At 70.6% G+C, this 19056-nt stretch carries 15 protein-coding genes; 14 read left to right on the forward strand and 1 reads right to left on the reverse strand.

The window, feature by feature from the left end; translation table 11 throughout:
- Positions 1–4: 4 nt before the first annotated feature.
- The 9 genes from GPZ80_RS00465 (at position 5) to GPZ80_RS00505 (ending at position 11034) form a co-directional block, all read left to right on the forward strand.
- A complete protein-coding gene (locus tag GPZ80_RS00465) occupies positions 5–2215 on the forward strand; it encodes an acyl-CoA dehydrogenase family protein (protein WP_187217720.1) in 2211 nt (736 codons plus the stop codon).
- Between the two features lie 579 nt (positions 2216–2794).
- Positions 2795–3409 (forward strand): helix-turn-helix domain-containing protein, encoded by a 615-nt coding sequence (locus GPZ80_RS00470; RefSeq protein ID WP_187217721.1) that lies wholly within the window; start codon positions 2795–2797, stop codon positions 3407–3409.
- 64 nt (positions 3410–3473) lie between these two features.
- Positions 3474–4643, forward strand: coding sequence for an NAD(P)/FAD-dependent oxidoreductase (locus GPZ80_RS00475; RefSeq protein WP_187217722.1), 1170 nt, complete (start codon positions 3474–3476; stop codon positions 4641–4643).
- 88 nt (positions 4644–4731) lie between these two features.
- Positions 4732–4998: a (2Fe-2S)-binding protein gene (locus GPZ80_RS00480; RefSeq protein ID WP_187217723.1), complete on the forward strand. Its 267-nt coding sequence runs from the start codon at positions 4732–4734 to the stop codon at positions 4996–4998.
- The gene (locus tag GPZ80_RS00485; protein WP_187217724.1) at positions 4995–6344 is read left to right on the forward strand and encodes an NAD(P)/FAD-dependent oxidoreductase; all 1350 of its coding nucleotides are present in this window, start codon (positions 4995–4997) and stop codon (positions 6342–6344) included. Before GPZ80_RS00480 ends, GPZ80_RS00485 begins: the two co-directional genes overlap by 4 nt.
- Positions 6341–7261 (forward strand): dihydrodipicolinate synthase family protein, encoded by a 921-nt coding sequence (locus GPZ80_RS00490; protein ID WP_187217725.1) that lies wholly within the window; start codon positions 6341–6343, stop codon positions 7259–7261. The genes GPZ80_RS00485 and GPZ80_RS00490 overlap by 4 nt, the downstream gene beginning before the upstream one ends.
- A 1-nt stretch (position 7262) precedes the next feature.
- Positions 7263–8264 (forward strand): proline racemase family protein, encoded by a 1002-nt coding sequence (locus tag GPZ80_RS00495; protein ID WP_187217726.1) that lies wholly within the window; start codon positions 7263–7265, stop codon positions 8262–8264.
- The gene (locus GPZ80_RS00500) at positions 8261–9631 is read left to right on the forward strand and encodes an aldehyde dehydrogenase family protein (protein ID WP_187217727.1); all 1371 of its coding nucleotides are present in this window, start codon (positions 8261–8263) and stop codon (positions 9629–9631) included. Before GPZ80_RS00495 ends, GPZ80_RS00500 begins: the two co-directional genes overlap by 4 nt.
- Entirely contained in the window at positions 9628–11034 is a 1407-nt protein-coding gene (locus GPZ80_RS00505; protein WP_187217728.1) for an aminopeptidase P family protein, read from the forward strand. Before GPZ80_RS00500 ends, GPZ80_RS00505 begins: the two co-directional genes overlap by 4 nt.
- Here the strand turns inward: GPZ80_RS00505 and GPZ80_RS00510 are convergent.
- A complete protein-coding gene (locus tag GPZ80_RS00510; protein WP_187217729.1) occupies positions 11025–12005 on the reverse strand; it encodes a LysR family transcriptional regulator in 981 nt (326 codons plus the stop codon). The two genes, GPZ80_RS00505 and GPZ80_RS00510, sit on opposite strands and share 10 nt — an antisense overlap.
- A 151-nt stretch (positions 12006–12156) precedes the next feature.
- Between GPZ80_RS00510 and GPZ80_RS00515 the strand changes: the two genes are divergently transcribed.
- The 5 genes from GPZ80_RS00515 (at position 12157) to GPZ80_RS00535 (ending at position 19053) form a co-directional block, all read left to right on the forward strand.
- Positions 12157–14604, forward strand: coding sequence for a collagenase (locus GPZ80_RS00515; RefSeq protein WP_187217730.1), 2448 nt, complete (start codon positions 12157–12159; stop codon positions 14602–14604).
- Between the two features lie 425 nt (positions 14605–15029).
- Positions 15030–15881, forward strand: a complete 852-nt coding sequence (locus GPZ80_RS00520; RefSeq protein WP_187217731.1) for a fumarylacetoacetate hydrolase family protein — start codon at positions 15030–15032, stop codon at positions 15879–15881.
- A complete protein-coding gene (locus tag GPZ80_RS00525) occupies positions 15878–17230 on the forward strand; it encodes an L-fuconate dehydratase (protein WP_187217732.1) in 1353 nt (450 codons plus the stop codon). The genes GPZ80_RS00520 and GPZ80_RS00525 overlap by 4 nt, the downstream gene beginning before the upstream one ends.
- Positions 17227–17982: an SDR family NAD(P)-dependent oxidoreductase gene (locus GPZ80_RS00530; protein ID WP_187217733.1), complete on the forward strand. Its 756-nt coding sequence runs from the start codon at positions 17227–17229 to the stop codon at positions 17980–17982. The genes GPZ80_RS00525 and GPZ80_RS00530 overlap by 4 nt, the downstream gene beginning before the upstream one ends.
- A 27-nt stretch (positions 17983–18009) precedes the next feature.
- Positions 18010–19053, forward strand: a complete 1044-nt coding sequence (locus tag GPZ80_RS00535) for a sugar ABC transporter substrate-binding protein (protein WP_187217734.1) — start codon at positions 18010–18012, stop codon at positions 19051–19053.
- The last annotated feature ends 3 nt before the right edge of the window (positions 19054–19056 follow it).

A 19056-nucleotide genomic window follows, 5' to 3' on the forward strand; every position in this document is an offset into this window, starting at 1 on the left:
TGTCATGGCCCCCACCGGCTACGACCTCGGCCTCGGCCTGTCCGAGGAACACCTGGCGCTCGCCGATTCCGTGCGCGGATTCGCCGACCGCCACCTCAACGCCGACGTGCGGCGTGCCGCGGTGGACGCCAAAGCCGAGAGCCTCCCCCCGTTCTGGGGTGAGTTGGCCGGGCAGGGCCTGCTCGGGCTGCACGTTCCCGAGGAACACGGCGGCCAAGGCGCGAGCCTGCTCGAACTGGCCGTCGCCTTGGAGGTACTCGGCCGGGCCGCGCAGCCCGGGCCGCTGCTCCCGACAGTCCTCGCCTCGGCGCTGCTCGTCGCGGCCGACGCCAAGGCCGGAGCGGAGTTGCTCCCAGGGCTGGCGGACGGGTCGCGCACGGCCGGTGTCGGGCTGGCCGATCCGCTCGACGGTCGGGAGACCGGCTCGGAGGTCACCGTGTCCGGCTCGACGGTCGGCGTGCTCGGTGGAGCGGTCGCCGATGTGCTCCTGCTGCCCGTGCGGCTCAGTTCGGGTGTGCGGTGGGTCGTGCTCGACAAGGCCGACCTCAAGGTCCGCGAGCAGGACAGCATGGACGTGATCCGCCGCTGCGCGCTCGTCGAGGCCGTCGATGTGGTGGTGCCCGCCGAGCGGGTGCTCGACCGTCTCCCCGCCGAGCGGGTCCGCTCGATCGCGGCGGTGATCTTCGGCGCCGAAGCGGTGGGTGTCGCCTCGTGGTGCGTATCGACAGCGGCGGAGTACGCCAAGGTGCGGGTCCAGTTCGGCAGGCCGATCGGCCAGTTCCAAGGCGTCAAGCACAAGTGCGCGGCTATGGGGATCGAGCTGGAGCGCGCGCGGGCCGTCGTCTGGGACGCCGCCCGGGCGCTTGACTCGCGGGCCGAGCCCGCCGCCGCCGACTTCGCCGCCGCGGTGGCGGGCGTGGTCGCACCCGACGCGGCCGTGCGCTGCGGCGCCGACTGCATCCAGGTGCTCGGCGGCATCGGCTTCACCTGGGAGCACGACGCCCACCTGTACTACCGCCGCGCGTTGACCCTGCGCGGACTCCTTGGTCGCAGTTCAGAGTGGACCGACAGCGTGGCCAGGTACGCGTTGAGCGGAGTCACCCGGCCTGTCGCCATCGACCTGCCCGAGGGCAGCGAGGCGATCCGCGAGTCGGTGCGCGCCGAACTGGCCGAGATCGCCGAACTGGGTCCCGACGAGCAACTCGTCGCGCTGGGCGATGGCGGCTGGGTGCAGCCGCACCTGCCCCGCCCGTACGGTCGCGACGCAGGCCCGCTCGAACAGGTCGTCATCGGCGAGGAGACCAAGCGGGCGGGCATCCAGATGCCCGAACTGCTCATGGGCGGCTGGGCCGTCCCACCGATCGTCGCCTACGGCACGGAAGAGCAGAAGCAGCGCGTCGTCGTGCCCACCCTGCGCGGTGAGGTCGTGTGGTGCCAGCTGTTCTCCGAGCCGGGCGCGGGCTCCGACCTGGCCTCGCTGACGACGAAGGCCGAACGGGTCGACGGCGGCTGGAAGCTCAACGGCCAGAAGATCTGGACCACCGTGGCCCAGTTCTCCGACTGGGCGATGCTGATCGCCCGCACCGACCCGGCCGCGCCCAAGCACGAGGGCATCACGTACTTCATCCTCGACATGGCAACCCCGGGCGTCACGGTGCGCCCACTGCGCGAGGCCACCGGCTCCGCACTGTTCAACGAGGTCTTTCTCGATGACGTGTTCGTGCCGGACGACTGCGTGGTCGGCGAGATCAACGACGGCTGGACGGTCGCCCGCGCCACCCTGTCCAGCGAGCGCGTCGCCCTCGGCCGAGGCAACGCCTCGTACCCGACCCTCGCCGATCTCTTGCGTTTCGCCGCCGGCAGGGACCTCGACGCGACCGCCATCCATCGGATCGGCGAGTTCGTCTGCGAGAACCAGGTCCTTGACCTGCTCGGGGCTCGGACGGTGTTGAAGCAGCTTTCCGGTGCTGACGTCAGCACGACGTCGAGTGTGGGGAAGTTCTTGAGCATGCGGTTCGGGCAGCAGATCGCTGAGTTCTGCCTTGCTGAGCTGGGGGTTGCCGGGGCGGTGGCGGTGAAGGGGCAGCCGAGCGACAAGTGGATGGATCAGGTGATCGCTTGTCGGGCTATGACGATTTATGGTGGGACCACTGAGGTGCAGCTCAATGTGATCGGGGAGCGGATGTTGGGGTTGCCTCGGGACGCTGATCGCTGATCTTCGCTGTTTGCTGCTGCGGGGGCCTGCTGGGGCCGGCTGTGGGTGCCTGTTTGGTGGAGTGGTTTCTTTGGGCCCCTATGAAGAAAGAGGGACTGCCCCCGGTCTGGTTGACACTCGGGGTTGGTGGTTCTCAGGCCGCGTGAGCGGTCGTGTAGATGGTCTCAAACTCGATTGGGGTGAGTCGTCCGTGCGTGGTGGCAGCGGCATCGCGCCGGTATCGGCAGCGGTGGAGCTGCGACGGCAGTGGTGACGGCGGCAGCGACGATGGCAGCGGCGGTGGCGGCGGTGGCGGCGGTGGCGGTGCTGGTGGCGGCGGGAGCCGCGTACTCGGCCTTGGTTGTGGGTGTTCGGTGTGGTGTCAGGCGGTATTGCGGGTCGCTCGGGGACGGCGGGCTGAGTTGACCAGGTACTCGTTGAGTTGTTCGAGCAAGGCGTTCCCCACCGCACAATGAACCATTCGGGCTAATGTGAATCGGGTTTAGGTATTGCCTCGATGGAGCGGCGTCGCGCCGGCATCCGGTTAATCTGACTGGGCGCGGGTGGACCTTTCCGCTCGCGGCAGACCAGGGAGGCGTTGTGGGTCGAGAGAGTGCCGGGGCGGTGCTCGGCGCGAACATCCGCGCGCTGCGGACGGAGTTGGGCCTTTCGCTCTCGGAGCTGGCGCGGCGTTCGGAGATCGCGAAAGGCACGCTCTCACAGTTGGAGAACGGCGCGGGCAACCCGACCATCGACACAGTGTTCAGTCTTTCGAACGCGCTTCGCGTCCCGGTCTCGTCCCTGCTGACCGAGCAGTCGAAGCCCGGGGTCGTGCTCGTCCGCTCGGCCGGGCTCGACGTGCTCAGCAGCAACGCGGTCGACCTGCGGCTGCTGCGCCGACTGGACCTGGTCGAGACGGTCATGGAGGTCTACGACCAGCGGGTGCGCCCCGGCGAGGTCCAGCAGTCCGCCGGACACCCGGGGTACGAACATGTCGTGGTCACGTCCGGCGTGCTCAGGGTCGGTCCGATCGCCGAGCCGTACGTGCTCGAACCTGGAGATTACGTGTGTTTCCCGGGTCATCTCCCGCACCTGTACGAGACGGTCGAGGGTCCGGTGACCTCCGTGCTGATGCTGCAGTACCCGGTGGACGCCGGGACCACCCCGATGGCCGGTTCCTGCGCGGTGTCGAGCGCGGCCCGACCCCAGGGTTGACGTTCAGGGCTTCGCCCTTTAACGTCGCCGGTGTTCACTTTAATGAACACTGGAGGCGACGCGCGTGCATTCGGACGTGGTGGTGGTGGGCGCCGGCGTCATCGGCGCCGCCTGCGCGCACGCGCTGAGCGTCGCGGGCGTCCGGGTGACGGTGCTCGACCGCGGCGCCCCCGCCTCGGCCACGACCGCGTCCGGTGAGGGCAACGTCCTGGTGTCGGACAAGGCGCCCGGGCCCGAACTGGACCTCGCCATGGCGTCCCGGCTGCGCTGGCCGTCGCTGATCGCGTCGCTGCGCGAAGACCTCGGCGCGGGGGCGGAGATCGAGTGGGAGGCCAAGGGCGGTCTCGTGGTCGCCACCACCGAGGCCGCCGCGCAGCCCCTGCTGGACTTCGCCGCCGCCCAGCGCGCCGTCGGCGTGGAGGCCTGTGCGGTGCCCGCCGAGCGGGCTCGCGACTTCGAGCCACATCTCACCCCCTCGGTCACAGCGGCCGTGCACTACCCGCAGGACGCGCAGCTGCAACCGGTCCTGGCCGCCTGCGCGCTGCTCGCGGCCGTCCGCAAGCGCGGCGGCACGGTGCGTTCCGGGGTTGCGGTGTCCGGAGTCGACACCGATGCCGCCGGCCGCGTCCGTGCGGTGCGCACCTCCGACGGCGAGGTTGCGTGCGGTGCCGTGATCAACGCCTGCGGCCCGTGGTCCGGCGCCTTCTCCACCGCCGCGGGCGCGCCCATCGCCATCCTGCCCAGGCGGGGGATAGTCCTGGTCACCGCCGCGCTGCCTGCCACCATCCGGCACAAGGTGTACGACGCCGACTACGTCGGCGCGGTGGCCAGCGGCGACGCCGACCTGCAGACCTCCAGCGTGGTCGAGTCGACCCCGGCGGGGCCGGTCCTGATCGGCTCGAGCAGACAGCGGGTGGGCTTCACCGACCACCTCGAAGTCGCCGTCCTGCGAGAACTCGCCCGCAAGGCCGTAGCGCTCTTCCCGATCCTCGCCGAGGTCCCCGTGATGCGCGCCTACGGCGGCTTCCGCCCCTATGCGCCCGACCACCTGCCCGTCATCGGACCGGACCCGCGCGTCCCCGGCCTCTGGCACGCCACCGGCCACGAGGGCGCGGGCATCGGCCTGGCCGCCGCGACGGGCAGGCTGATGGCCGAACTGCTGACCGGCGCCCAGCCACACCTCGACCCGGCACCGTTCCGAGTGGACCGCCCGGCTCTCATGGAGGCGGCGTGAACGCCCAGTGGACGCACCCCGGCCGCCACACGTCACCGCCCGAGAACTCACCCGCGACCGTGGCGGGCCTGATCCTGGTGGAGGCGGCGTGAACGTCACCGTCGACGGTGAGCCCCAGCCCGCCCGCGCGGGCCAGACCGTGGCCGCGCTCCTCCTCGCCGCCGCCCGGGTGTCCTGGCGGGACACCCGGGCGGGCGGCAGGCCCCGGGGCCTGTTCTGCGGCATCGGCGTGTGCTTCGACTGCCTGGTCGTGGTCAACGGCATCCCCGATGTCCGCGCCTGTCAGCGTGTCGTCGCCGACGGTGACGAGATCCGCACCCAGCACGGCGCCGAACTGCCGGAGGCACGGTCATGACCAGACGTGTCGTGGTCGTGGGGGCCGGGCCCGCGGGCGTCAGCGCCGCCCTCGCGGCCGCCGACGCGGGCGCCCAGGTCACCCTGGTGGACTCCGCGCCCACCGTCGGCGGCCAGTTCCACCGGCAGCCCGCGGGGGCCGGGCCGGACAAGGTCCCCGGCGGCAGCAGGCTCGTCGAGCACCCAAGGGTCCGCCTGCTGACCGACACCGTCGTCTGGACGGTCGAGCCACTCCACAGCGGACACCTCGTCCACGTCCGCACCGGCCAAGCCGACGGACCGGGCCGCCATGGCGAGGCACTGACCGCCGACGCCCTCGTCCTCGCCACCGGCGCCTACGACCGTGCCCTGCCGTTCCCCGGCTGGGACCTTCCCGGCGTCGTCACCGCGGGCGCCGCCCAAGCCCTCGCGAAGGGTCAGGGGATCGCGATCGGCGACCGCGTGCTCGTCGCGGGGACCGGTCCCTTCCTGCTGCCGGTCGCGCAGTCCCTGGTCGGGGTCGGCGCCCAAGTCGTGGAAGTGCTGGAGGCCAATGGCGGCATCCGCGGCTGGACACCGTCCGCGCTCGTCGCCGGCCGGGGCAAGCTCGCCGAACTCGCGGGCTACGCCCGGCTGCTCGCCACTCACCGCGTTCCCTACCGGACCAGGCGAACCGTGATCGCGGCTCACGGCGAGGACCGGGTCACCTCGGTGACCACCGCCGCGCTCGACCGTGAATGGCGCGTCAAGCCGGGGACCGAGCGTCGCCTGCCGGTCGACGCGGTCTGCGTGGGATTCGGCTTCACCCCGCAACTCGAACTCGCCGTCTCCGCGCGCTGCGAGCTGGTCGACGGGTTCGTCGAGGTGACACCCACTCAGGAGACCTCGGTGCCCGGCGTGTTCGCCGCGGGCGAGCTGACCGGTATCGGCGGCGCCGACCTCGCCGCGGCGGAGGGCACCATCGCGGGCGCGTGCGCCGCGGGCCAGGCGATTCCCGAGGCGGCACTACGCAAAGCGCGCCGAGGCCGGACCTTCGCCGCCGGGCTGGCCAACGCCTACCCGGTCCGCCCGGGCTGGCGGACCTGGCCCGCCGACGACACCTTGGTCTGCCGGTGCGAGGAAGTCACCCTCGGCGCCCTGCGCACGGCCGCACGCGAGCGCGACGCGCTCGGTGTGCGGTCGCTCAAGCTGACCAGCCGCGTGGGTCTTGGCCTGTGCCAGGGCCGTGTCTGCGGACGCAACGCGGCCGAGTTGGCCGCCGGGTACACCGGCGGCCACTACGACCCCAGCGACACGGCCAGACGGCCGATCGCGGCACCACTGCGCCTCGGCGAACTCGCCGAGGACCCCGAGAAGGAGAACACGTGACCCAGGAACGGCTCGACGGCGTGATCGTCGCCACCGCGCTGCCCTATGCCGAAGACCCGAAGGCGCCCGCGGGCCTGCGCCCGGACCTCGACCGCTACGCCGAGCACTGCCAGTGGCTGGTGGCCAACGGCTGCCGCGGTGTCGGGCCGAACGGCTCACTCGGCGAGTACTCCTCGCTGACCGACGACGAGCGCAGGCAGGTCGCCCGTACCGCCATCGAGTCGGTCAAGGGCGCGGGCATCGTCGTTGTCGGCGTGCACGGCGCGGGCGCCCACCAGGCGCGGCACTGGGCCGAACTGGCCGCCGAGGACGGCGCCGACGGCGTGCTCTGCCTCCCGCCCACCATGTACCGGGCCAACCACGGCGAGGTGATCCACCACTTCACGGAGGTGGCGAAGGCCGGGTTGCCGATCATGGTCTACAACAACCCGATCGACACCAAGGTCGACCTGACCCCCGAACTGGTCGCCGAGATCGCCCAGATCGACAACGTCGTGGCGGTCAAGGAGTTCTCCGGCGACGTGCGCCGGGTGCTGCAGATCCGCGAGGCCGCCGACATCGCGGTGATCGCCGGGGCCGACGACGTCGTCCTGGAGAGCCTGCTGATGGGCGCGACCGGCTGGTTCGCCGGGTTCCCCAACGTCTTCCCCGCCGAGTCCGCCCGCCTCTACTCCCTTGCCATGGAAGGCAAACTCGCGGAGGCTCGGGCACTCTACGAGCCGCTCGTGGCCGCGTTCCGGTGGGACTCGCGCACCGAGTTCGTCCAGTCGATCAAGTTCGGCATGGACGTGGTCGGCCGGTTCGGCGGACCGTGCCGCCCACCGCGCGGCCCGCTGGCCGACGAGCAGCGCGCCCAGTTGGAGAATGACATGCGCAAGGCCGTCGACTACCTCCACGCGAACCCCGTGGCGGCGTGACATGAGATCCGCCCGGTACTTCAGCGCCGTCGACTCGCACACCGAGGGCATGCCGACCCGGGTGATCACCGGCGGTGTCGGCGTCATCCCCGGCGCCACCATGTCGGCCCGCCGCGAGCACTTCATGGCCAACCTGGACCACCTGCGCGAGCTGCTGATGAACGAGCCACGCGGGCACTCCGCCATGAGCGGCGCGATCCTGCAGCCACCGACCCGGCCGGACGCCGACTGGGGCGTGCTCTACATCGAGGTGTCCGGCTGCCTGCCGATGTGCGGGCACGGGACGATCGGTGTGGCCACGGTCCTGGTGGAGACCGGCATGGTCGAGGTGACCGAGCCGGTGACCACGGTCCGGCTCGACACCCCCGCGGGCCTGGTCCTCGCGGAGGTCGCCGTGCGTGACGGCCGCGCGGAGCACGTGACCGTGCGCAATGTCCCCGCGTACGCCCACGAACTCGACGCCACCGTCGACGTCCCCGGCTACGGCGAGGTGCGCTACGACCTGGCCTACGGTGGGAACTTCTACGCGATCATCCCGCTGGAATCGCTGGGCCTGCCGTTCGACCGCGCCGCCAAGGACCCGATCCTCACCGCTGGACTGTCCATCATGGACGCCATCAACGTCCGGCGCAGGCCCGTGCACGTCGCCGACCCGAGCATCAGCGGGTGCAAGCACGTCCAGTTCACCGCGCCGGGCCACGAAGGCAGCCACTCGCGCAACGCGATGGCGATCCACCCCGGCTGGTTCGACCGTTCTCCCTGCGGCACCGGGACTTGCGCCCGGATGGCCCAGTTGCACGCCCGCGGTGAGCTGAAGCTGGGGGAGGACTTCGTCAACGAGTCCCTCATCGGCACCCGCTTCACCGGCAGGCTGCTCGAGGAGGTCCCGATCGGCGACCGCCTCGGTGTCCTGCCCACGGTGACCGGCCGCGCCTGGATCACCGGCATGGGCCAGTACCTGCTCGATCCCGAAGACCCGTTCCCCAGGGGGTTCCAGCTGTGACCCGAGTCGTGTCCACGTCGCCGCAGCGGCCGTCGGACGTGGTCGCCGACGTGTCGGTGACCGAGCCCGGCGCCGTTCTCGCCGCCGCGGCCCAAGCCCGTGCCGCGCAACGGGAGTGGTCTTCGGCCGCCCCCGGTGTCCGGGCGGCGGCGCTGTCGGCGGTCGCCCAGGCGGTCGCCGACAACGCCGCCGAGTTGGCCGCGCTCGCCGTGCGCGAGGTCGGCAAACCCGCCGCGGAGGCGGCGGGCGAGGTCGCCAGGACCATCGCGCTGCTGCGGTACTACGCCCAACAGGCGTTCGACCCGATCGGCGAGACCTACCCGACCGGCGCCGGTCTCGGGTTCACCGCGCGCAGGCCGCGCGGGGTGGCCGGGCTGATCACTGCGTGGAACTTCCCGCTGGCGATCCCGGTGTGGAAGTCCGCCCCCGCCCTGGCCTTCGGGAACGCCGTGCTGATCAAGCCGTCGCCGGACGCCACCGCGTGCGCCCTGCGGCTGGGCGAGCTGTTCGCCGCCCACCTGCCCGCGGGCCTGTTCTCCGTGCTGCCGGGAGCGGCGGCGACCGGCGCGGCCCTGGTGTCCTGTGTGGACGCCGTGTCGTTCACCGGATCGGGCGCGGTCGGGCGTGGCATCGCGATCGACGCCGCGCGACAGGGTATCCCCGCCCAGTGCGAGATGGGTGGGCTCTCGGCGACGATCGTGCTGCCCGACGCCGACCTCGACCGCGCGGCGACCGACATCGCCTACGCGGCGATGGGTTTCGCCGGACAGAAGTGCACCGCGACGAAGCGCGTGATCGTCGTGGGGGACAGCGGACCGCTGGGTGAGGCGCTCGCGAGCAGGATCGGCGACCTCGGATTCGGCGACCCCGCCGACCCCAAGGTCGTGGTCGGACCGGTGATCAGCGAACAGGCCCGCGACCGGGTGGCGGACGCGGTGGCCCACGCCCGCGCCGACGGCGGCCAGGTGGTGGCCTGCGGCACGCGAGCGGGTGACGACGGCTGGTTCGTGGGCCCGACCGTGATCGCCGGGTTGGCGCCGGACGCCGTGCTGAACCACGAAGAGGTCTTCGGCCCGATCGCCACGCTCACCTCCGTCCTGGATCTCGATGCCGCGTTGGCCATGGCGAACGGCACCGACTACGGGCTGGTCACGGCCATCTACACCGCCGACCTGGACGTCGCCCTGGCCGCCGCGGACCGCTGCGAGTCGGGGATGGTGAAGGTGAACGCGCCGACCGCGGGCGTCGACTTCCACCTGCCCTTCGGCGGTGAGAAGGACTCCGGCTACGGCGGCCGCGAACAGGGCAAGGCCGCGGCCGCTTTCTACACCTCCTCCCGCACAGTGCAGATCGGAGCGAACCGGTGACCCGCCCCGCGCGACGCGACCCCAGCAGGCTCGTCGAGGCGACCGGCTTCCGCGACTTCGTCAGCTCGGGTTGGGGACCCGGCGACCGGGAGGTGCGCCTGCCCGGCGGCGCCGCCCAGGCCGCACGGGACCACCGGCAGCGGCTCACCGATGCCCTGCCGGGCAAGCGAATCGTGGTCGCGGCAGGCTGGGCGCCGGTACGGGCCAACGACACCGACTACGGCTTCCGCCCGGACAGCGACTTCGCGTGGCTGACCGGCTGCAACGCCGAGGGCGCGGTGCTCGTGCTGCGGCCGGGGCACGACGCGGAACTGTTCCTGCGTGAGCCCGCGGGCCCGGACGAACCCGACTTCTTCGCGAACGCCCGCGACGGCGAACTCTGGATCGGCCCGTCACCTGGGCTCACCGAGTGGTCTGAGGCGCTCGGCCTGCGGTGCCGGTCGCTGGAGGAACTGCCGTCCGCGGTCCGGGGCAGGCTCCCGGAGATGCTCACGACCCCAGGTGTGGACCCGCTTCTGGACGCCTTGGTCCCCGGCGCGCCCTGCGGAGAGCTGCGCCGCACGCTCGCGGAGTTGCGGCGGATCAAGGACGACTGGGAGATCGGCCAGCTGCGCCACGCGGTCGACGCGACCATCCGTGGTTTCGAGGACGTGGCCGGGGAACTCCCCACCGCGGTCAAGGGCGGCGGTGAGCGGTGGTTGCAGGGCACTTTCGATCGCCGGGCCCGAACCGAGGGCAACGGCGTCGGCTACGCCTCGATCGTCGCGGCCGGTCCGCACGCGCCCGTGCTCCACTGGGTGCGCAACGATGGCGCGGTGCCGGAGGAGTCGCTGCTGCTGCTCGACGCGGGTGTCGAGGTCGACACCCTCTACACCGCCGACATCACCCGCACACTTCCCGTGTCGGGGGAGTACAGCCAGGTCCAGCGCCAGGTCTACGACCTTGTGCTGACGGCCCACCACGTCGCGCTGGCCGAAGTCCGCCCCGGCGCGGGCTACGGCGCGTTCCACACCGCCGCGATGCGGGTGCTGGCACAGGGCCTGCACGACTGGGGCTTGCTGCCCGTGTCGGTGGACGAGTCCCTGGAGATCGGCAACCAGCACCACCGCCGCTACATCGTATGCGGGGTCGGGCACTTCCTCGGTCTGGATGTGCACGACTGCGCCCATTCCTCGGCGGAGATGTACCACGACGGGGTGCTCGAGGAGGGCATGGCGCTGGCGGTGGAGCCAGGTCTTTACTTCCACCCCAACGATCTGACCGTCCCACCGGAGCTGCGTGGGATCGGTGTGCGGATCGAGGACAACGTCGTGGTGACCGCTCAGGGCATCGAGGTGTTGTCCGCGGCATTGCCGACCACGCCCGACGAGTTGGAGGCGTGGGTTCGCGGCTGTCAGGGCTGAGTGATGGGCTGCGGCTGGTTCAGCCTTGGGTGAACTTCCGGGTGCGCGAGCCACCACGGGCGGAACACCGGACTCTCCAGGGCGTGGTGGGTGTAGGCGGCGGCGGAGGCCTCGTGGATTCGGTCGACCTGGCTCTCCGTCAGCCTTTCCCGCCGCCAGGCCAGGACCAGGCGCATCCGCATCGGCTCGTCGGCGAGCGGGCGGACGACCAGGCCGGGGCAGCCGATCGACGTCGGCTCGACCAGTTGCACCGCCTGGCCTGACCGGATCAGCTGCCTGCCACCGCCGCTGGGCACCTCGAACCGGATCCGGGGCACGAAACCCGCCTTGCGGCAGGCCGCGCGCAACGTGGCCAGCGATCCGTCGTCGGCGCCTGGCGGGCAGATCCAGGAGTCGTCGGCCAGATCCGCCAAGTGAATCTCCGGCAGACCCGCGGACGCGTGGGTCTGCGCGACCGCCACGAACACCGGGACACGCGGCACCAGGGTCCGGTACATCACCTGCGGGCCAAGCGGAACGTCCTTGTCGTCGGACATGCCGATGAGGGCCGCGTCGAGCCTGCCGTGGGTGAGCGAGTGGGCGAGCATCGTGCTCGACGGCTCCACCTGCAGCCTGACCTCGGCTTCCGGCAGCACCGCGTCCAGCCGGGAGACCAGGGTGGCGACGCACTCCATGTGCGCCGAACCCAGGCGCAGCACGGATTGGGCGTTGGGGCGCACCAGGTCGGCGCTGAACGCGTCGAGCTCGACCAGCAGTACCCGGGCCCGGCCCAGGACGCGTTCGCCCAGGGCGGTGGGCTCGGTTCCGGTGCGGCTGCGGAGGAACAGCTGCCCGCCCACCGACCGCTCGACGCGCTGCAGCAGCAGGGTGAGCGACGGCTGGGACACTCCGAGGGCGGACGCGGCCTGGGAGAGGCTGCCGGTCTCCGCGATAGCGCAAATGGCCCTCAGGTGCCGGAACTCCAGGTCCATAAGCAAAGACTATAGAGCCAAATCATTACCAGCGGATCCCTGTCGGTGTGACTCTCCCTCAATGCGCGATGACGTTGCCACCCAAGGAGGATCTCCGTTCGCGCGAGTCATCCACCCTGCACACCGAATCCCGCACCGGAGACACAACGTGATGAGTTCTCATCCGCGACGAGGGTTGATCCTGCTGACCCTGCTCGCCACTTTGAGCTTACCCGCCCCGACCGCCGCCGCCGCCGCACCTGAGCGCCTGCCCGCCCCCGCCGCGGCAACGCCCCCGCCGGTCGCCGAGTCCCACGGCACGGCCCGTGAGTCGAGGACACCGACCCCGCTCAAGGACCGCGGTCCCATCCCGGCCACCGCCACGTGCGACAGCGGTGTGCAGTCCGCCGCGGCCTGCGACCCGGCGGGGTTCGCCAGCCGGACGGGGGTCGCCCTGGTCCAGCACATCCGCTCGTCGACCCTGGACTGCGTCAACTCGCTGTTCACCCTCACCGGAAGCACGGCCACCGGAGCCTTCCGTGAACCCCAGATGGTGAGCGTCGCGTACGGACTGCGGGACAACGCCACCGCCTACCCCGGCGACAACTCCACCGCGACCGGACAGCTCGTCCTCTACTTGCGCGCCGGATACTTCGTCCAGTGGTACAACCCCGATGTGGTCGGGAACTACGGTCCGACCTTGCGCACCGCCATCCAGACGGCGCTGGACACCTTCTACGGCAACGCGCGTGCGTTCACCGTCAGCGAGGCCAACGGCGCCACGCTGTCCGAGGCGGTGACCCTGATTGACAGCGCGCGGGAGAACGCGCGCTACCTGTGGGTCGTGCGTCGCCTGCTTTCCAGCTACACCAGCGCTTATGACGCCTACCCGTCGATGGTGTCGGCGGTGAACGGTGTCTACACAGTACTCTTCCGCGGTCACTACCTGCCCGCGTTCGTCTCCGCGGTGCAGAGCGACCCGGCGGTCATCGACTCGCTCAACGCTTTCGCGTCGGCACACCTGAACCTGCTCGGCACCAACCGTGCGTACCTGACGACCAACGCGGGCCGGGAACTGAGTCGCTTCCTGCAGCACGACGCGCTGCGGGCCATGGTTCGACCGCTCGCCAAGGGCCTACTCGACCGCAGCTCGATCACCGGCCCGACCGGCGGGCTGTGGATCGGTGTCGCGGAGATGGCGGACGCCTACGACAAGGCCAACTGCGCCTACTACGACGTGTGCGACCTGGCGGCCCGGCTCAACGCCGCGATCCTGCCGATCACCCACACCTGTTCGTCGGCGCTGCGGATCCGCGCGCAGGCCATGACCGCGGCGGAACTGTCGGCCTCCTGCACCAGCCTGGCCAACCAGGACGCGTTCTTCCACCGCGTGGTCAACGACCCAGGCCCGGTCGCGAACGACCGCAACACCACCCTGGAGGTGGTGGTCTACGACTCAAGCGCGGACTACAAGACCTACGCGGGCACGATGTTCGACATCGACACCAACAACGGCGGCATATACATCGAGGGCGATCCCGCCGCCGCCGGCAACGTCGCGCGCTTCATCGCCTACGAGGCGCAATGGCTGCGACCGACGTTCGAGGTGTGGAACCTCAACCACGAGTACACCCACTACCTCGACGGCCGCTACAACATGTTCGGCGACTTCCCGACCACCGTCAGCACCCCCACGGTGTGGTGGATCGAGGGCGTCGCGGAGTACGTCTCCTGGTCGTACCGCAACCTGACGAACACCGCGGCCACCGCCGAGGCGGCCAAGAAGACCTACCCGCTGAGCACCCTGTTCGACACCACCTACGACCACGACTCGACCCGGGTGTACCGCTGGGGCTACCTTGCCGTCCGGTACATGATGCAGTCGCACCCGGCTGACATGACCACCGTCCTCGGCCACTACCGCGCGGGCAACTACACCGCGGCCCGCACGTACCTGAAGAACACGATCGGCACCCGTTACGACGCCGACTGGAACACCTGGCTCACCGCCTGCGCGGCGGGCGACTGCGGCAGCGGCAACCGCCCGCCGACGGCCGACTTCACCCACACCGTGACCGGCCTGACCGCCGCGTTCACCGACCGCTCCACCGACCCGGACGGCACGGTCGCGACCCGCCGCTGGGATTTCGGTGACGGCGGCACCGCCACCGCCACCGCCCCGACCCGTACCTACACGGCGGCGGGCACCTACACCGTCCGCCTCACCGTCACCGACGACAAAGGCGCCTCCGCGACCACCACCCGCTCGGTCACCGTGACGGCGGCGCTTCCTGAATGCACCAATACCGACATACGCGCGCTGGGCAAGAACTGCCAGCGCGCCAACCGATCCGCGGCGAACTCCGGGTACGACTACATGTACTTGCTGGTTCCCGCGGGCACCACCCGACTACGAATCACGTCGACTGGCGGATCAGGCAACTGCGACCTGTACTACAGCCGGACCGGCTGGGCCACCACGACCACGGCCACACAGAGCTCGGTCACCAGCACCAACAACGAGTCCGTCGTGGTGGCGAACCCACCCTCGGGCTATGTGTACATCAGCTTGATGGGATCGACCGCCTGCTCGGGTGTCACCGTTGCCACGAGGTATTAGCGAACGGATAGGGGATATGGCAGTGGGCCCGCCGGTGCGATCAGTCGCTGGCGGGCCCACTGCGCTCCACGACATCAGTGAGGCGACCACCCAAACAGTCACCGACAGCGGCGTCGGGTGCGTGTTCGGGCCCGTCACCTTCGGATCGCTTTGGGACTGTCGGGATCACGCTGCCTTTCAGGGGCCGGGGACCGCGGCTGTCGGCTCGCTGTCGCCAGGCCAGCTTCGCTCGGAACCGCAAGATGGGTCCGATGTTTCCGTTCCGCTGTCCGGTTGGTCTCAAGTCGGGCCGGGTCGCCGCTGCCCTGGTCAGGCCAGTGCATCCGATCTATCTGCCATCAATCCGGCGAGAACTCTTGCAACCTGGCTGACTCACCCGCTATACATCACGGCAATACATCAGATGTTTGCGGAGAGGGTGTCGCGTGAAGCTGCTTCGAGTGGGACCGGCCGGGGAGGAACGGCCCGCTGTCCTGGATGAGTCGGGCGCATTGCTCGATCTGTCCGGGATCGTCTCCGACATCGACGGGGCGTTCCTTGCAGGCGGTGGCGTCGACCGGGTCCGTGCCGCCCTCGATGTCGGGGGGCTGCCAGTGCTGCCCGAGGGCCTGAGGATCGGCCCGCCGCTCGCGCGGCCCGGCAAGATCGTGTGCGTCGGGCTGAACTACTCCGACCACGCCGAGGAGTCCGGCATGGCCAAGCCCGCCGAGCCGGTGCTGTTCATGAAGGCGCCCAATACGGTGGTCGGTCCTGACGACCAGGTCCTGATCCCGCGCGGCAGCCGCAAGACCGACTGGGAGGTCGAACTCGCGGTCGTCATCGGCGAGACCGCCCGCTATCTGACCGGCCACGCGGATGCCCTGGCCCGCGTGGCCGGTTATGCCATCTCCAACGACGTCTCCGAGCGGGAGTTCCAGCTCGAGCGCGGCGGGCAGTGGGACAAGGGGAAGTCCTGCGAGACGTTCAACCCGCTGGGCCCTTGGGTGGTCACCGCCGAGGAGGTGGCCGACCCGCAGTCGCTCGGGATGCGGCTGTGGGTCAACGGCACGCCGAGACAGGACGGCAACAGCAAGAACATGATCTTCGCCGTCGCCGAGATCGTCCGGTACATCTCCCAGTTCATGGTGCTCGAACCCGGCGACGTGATCAACACGGGCACGCCCGCCGGGGTCGCGTTCGGTCTGCCCGACCCGAAGCCGTACCTGCGGGCGGGCGACGTGGTCGAGGTCGAGATCGACGGACTCGGGCGCCAGCGCCAGGAAGTGGGGCAGGCATGAGCGAGCTTGCGAGCGAATCATCGGCACGGCCCGCGCTCATCGTCAGCCTGCGCACCCACGACATCCGGTTCCCGACGTCGCTGGAGCTCGACGGGTCGGACGCGATGAACCCCGACCCGGACTACTCCGCCGCCTACGTCGTCATCGGCACCGACGCGCCGGACGGACTGGAGGGGCACGGGTTCGCGTTCACCATCGGCCGCGGCAACGACATCCAGAGCACCGCCATCCGCGCCCTGGAGTCCTATGTGGTCGGGCGGCGGCTCGACGACACGCTCGACGACCTCGGTGGCATCTGGAAGGCCATGGTGCACGACTCGCAGCTGCGCTGGCTGGGCCCGGAGAAGGGCGTCATGCACATGGCGGTCTCCGCGGTGATCAACGCGCTGTGGGACCTCAAGGCCAAGCGGGCGGGCAAGCCGGTCTGGGAGGTGTTGGCCGACTCGACCCCCGAGCAGCTGGTCGACCTGGTCGACTTCCGCTACCTGACCGACGCCCTCACCCGCGACGAAGCGCTGGAGATCCTCCGCGCCGCCGAGCCCGGCCGAGCCGAGCGCAAGGCGGAGCTGCTGGCGCAGGGCTACCCGGCCTACACGACCTCGCCCGGCTGGCTCGGCTACGACGACGCCAAGCTGCGCAGGCTCTGCGCCGAGGCCGTCGCCGACGGGTTCACCCAGATCAAGCTGAAGGTCGGCGCAGACCTGGGCGACGACATCCGGCGCATGCGCATCGCCCGGGAGACCGTCGGCCCGGACATCCGCATCGCGATCGACGCCAACCAGCGTTGGGACGTCGGCGCGGCGGTCACCTGGGTCCAGGCGCTCGCCGAGTTCGACCCGTGGTGGGTGGAGGAGCCGACCAGCCCCGACGACGTGCTCGGCCACGCGACCATCGCCCGTGCCATCGCGCCGGTGAAGGTCGCCACCGGCGAGCACGTGCAGAACAGAGTGGTCTTCAAGCAGCTGCTGCAGTCCGGGGCGATCTCGTTCCTGCAGCTCGACGCCGCCCGGGTCGCCGGGGTGAACGAGAACGTCGGCATCCTGCTGCTCGCCGCCAAGTTCGGCGTCCCGGTCTGCCCGCACGCGGGTGGGGTCGGCCTGTGTGAGCTGGTCCAGCACCTGTCGATGTTCGACTTCGTCGCGGTGTCCGGCTCGCTCGACGACCGGGTGATCGAGTACGTCGACCACCTGCACGAGCACTTCGTCGACCCCGTGCGGATCGAGGACGGGCACTACGTCACCCCGACCGCGCCCGGATTCGGGGCGACCATGCATCCCCGGACGCTGGTCCGGTTCGCCTACCCTGACGGTCCCGTATGGACAGACCAACTGCGGAGGAGCGCGTCATGAGCCAGGAACTGGCGGGCCTGCGGGCCATCGTCACCGGCGGCGGCTCCGGCATCGGCCTGGCCGCGGCGACCCTGCTCGCCAAGCGCGGCGCCGAAGTCGCGTGCCTGGACCTCGACCCCGCAGGCGTCCCCGAGCCGCTGCTCGGCCTGCGGGCCGACGTCGCCGACTCGGAGTCGGTCGACGCCGCGGTCGCCGAGGCCGCGCGACAACTGGGCGGGATCGACATCGTGGTCAACAACGCGGGCATCGGCGCGCAGGGCACCGTGGAGGCCAATGCCGACGACGAGTGGCGGCGGGTCTTCGAGGTCAACGTGCTCGGCATCGTCCGGGTCAGCCGGGCCGCTCTGCCGCAGCTGCGCAGGTCGACGCACGCGGCGATCGTCAACACCTGCTCCATCGCCGCGACCGCGGGCCTGCCCAACCGGGCGCTGTACAGCGCCAGCAAAGGCGCGGTCCAGTCGCTGACGCTCGCGATGGCGGCCGACCACGTCGCGGAGGGCGTGCGCGTCAACTGTGTCAACCCCGGCACCGCGGACACCCCGTGGGTGCGCAGGCTGCTCGACGTCGCCGACGACCCGGACGGCGAACTTCGGGCACTCCAGGCCCGTCAACCGATGGGCAGGCTGGTCAGCGCCGACGAGGTCGCCGCGGCCATCGCCTATCTCGCCAGTCCCCTCGCCGCCTCGACCACGGGCACCGTGCTCGCCGTCGACGGTGGCATGCACGGCTTGCGGCTCCGGCCGACGAACTAGTTCCCTGCCATCGAAACCGAGGAAACAATGAAGATCACGTCAACCACGTTGAGCGCCGTAGCCGCGGCCACTCTCGTGCTCGGCCTGAGCGCGTGCAGCAAGGACTCCGCCGGCGCGCCGGGCCAGCAGGCCGCGGGCGGCGTCGGCGGGGTCGGCGTCGACCTGCCGCGCGCCGACTCCGACTTCTGGAACGCCTACAGCGGATACATCCCGACCAAGGCCAAGGACCTCGGGCTGACGCTGACCGCGACCACCAACTCGACCAACGACGTCCAGAAGCTCATCGGCAACGTCGACAACCTGACCGCCCAGGGCGCCAAGGCCCTGGTCATCGCCCCGCAGGACACCGGCGCCATCGGCCCCAAGCTCGACGAGCTCGCGGGCAAGGGCATCCCGGTCATCAGCGTCGACACCCGGCCGGACGCGGGCAAGTTCTACATGGTCGTGCGCGCCGACAACCGCGCCTACGGCACCAAGGCGTGCGAGTTCCTCGGCGAGAAGCTCGGCGGAAAGGGCAAGGTCATCGAGTTCCAGGGCGCGCTGTCCTCGATCAACGGCCGCGACCGGTCCGAGGCGTTCAAGGAGTGCATGACCAAGAAGTTCCCGGCCATCACGGTGTTCGAGGAGCCGACCGAGTGGGAGGGCACCAAGGCGCAGGCCGCCCTGGAGACCCGCCTGTCGACCGACCCGGACATCAAGGGTGTCTACATGCAGGCCGGTGGCGTCTTCCTCGACCCGACGCTGCAGGTGCTCAAGCAGCGCGGCCTGCTGGTCCCGCCGAGCGACCCCAAGCACATCTTCATCGTCTCCAACGACGGCATCGCCCAGGAGTTCGACGCGATCCGCAAGGGCGAGATCGACGCGACCGTGTCCCAGCCCGCCGACCTCTACGCGGAGTTCGGCCTCTACTGGGCCAAGCAGGCGATGAGCGGTGTCACGCCCAAGGTCGGTCCGACCGACCACGGCAGCACGGTCATCGAGGTTCCGGGTGGTTTCGAGGACCAGATCCCCGCGCCCCTGGTGACCAAGGACAACGTGGACGACCCTGCTCTCTGGGGCAACAAGAAGTAGCAG

It is taken from the genome of Actinokineospora xionganensis, from assembly GCF_014323725.1.
Taxonomy (GTDB): domain Bacteria; phylum Actinomycetota; class Actinomycetes; order Mycobacteriales; family Pseudonocardiaceae; genus Actinokineospora; species Actinokineospora xionganensis.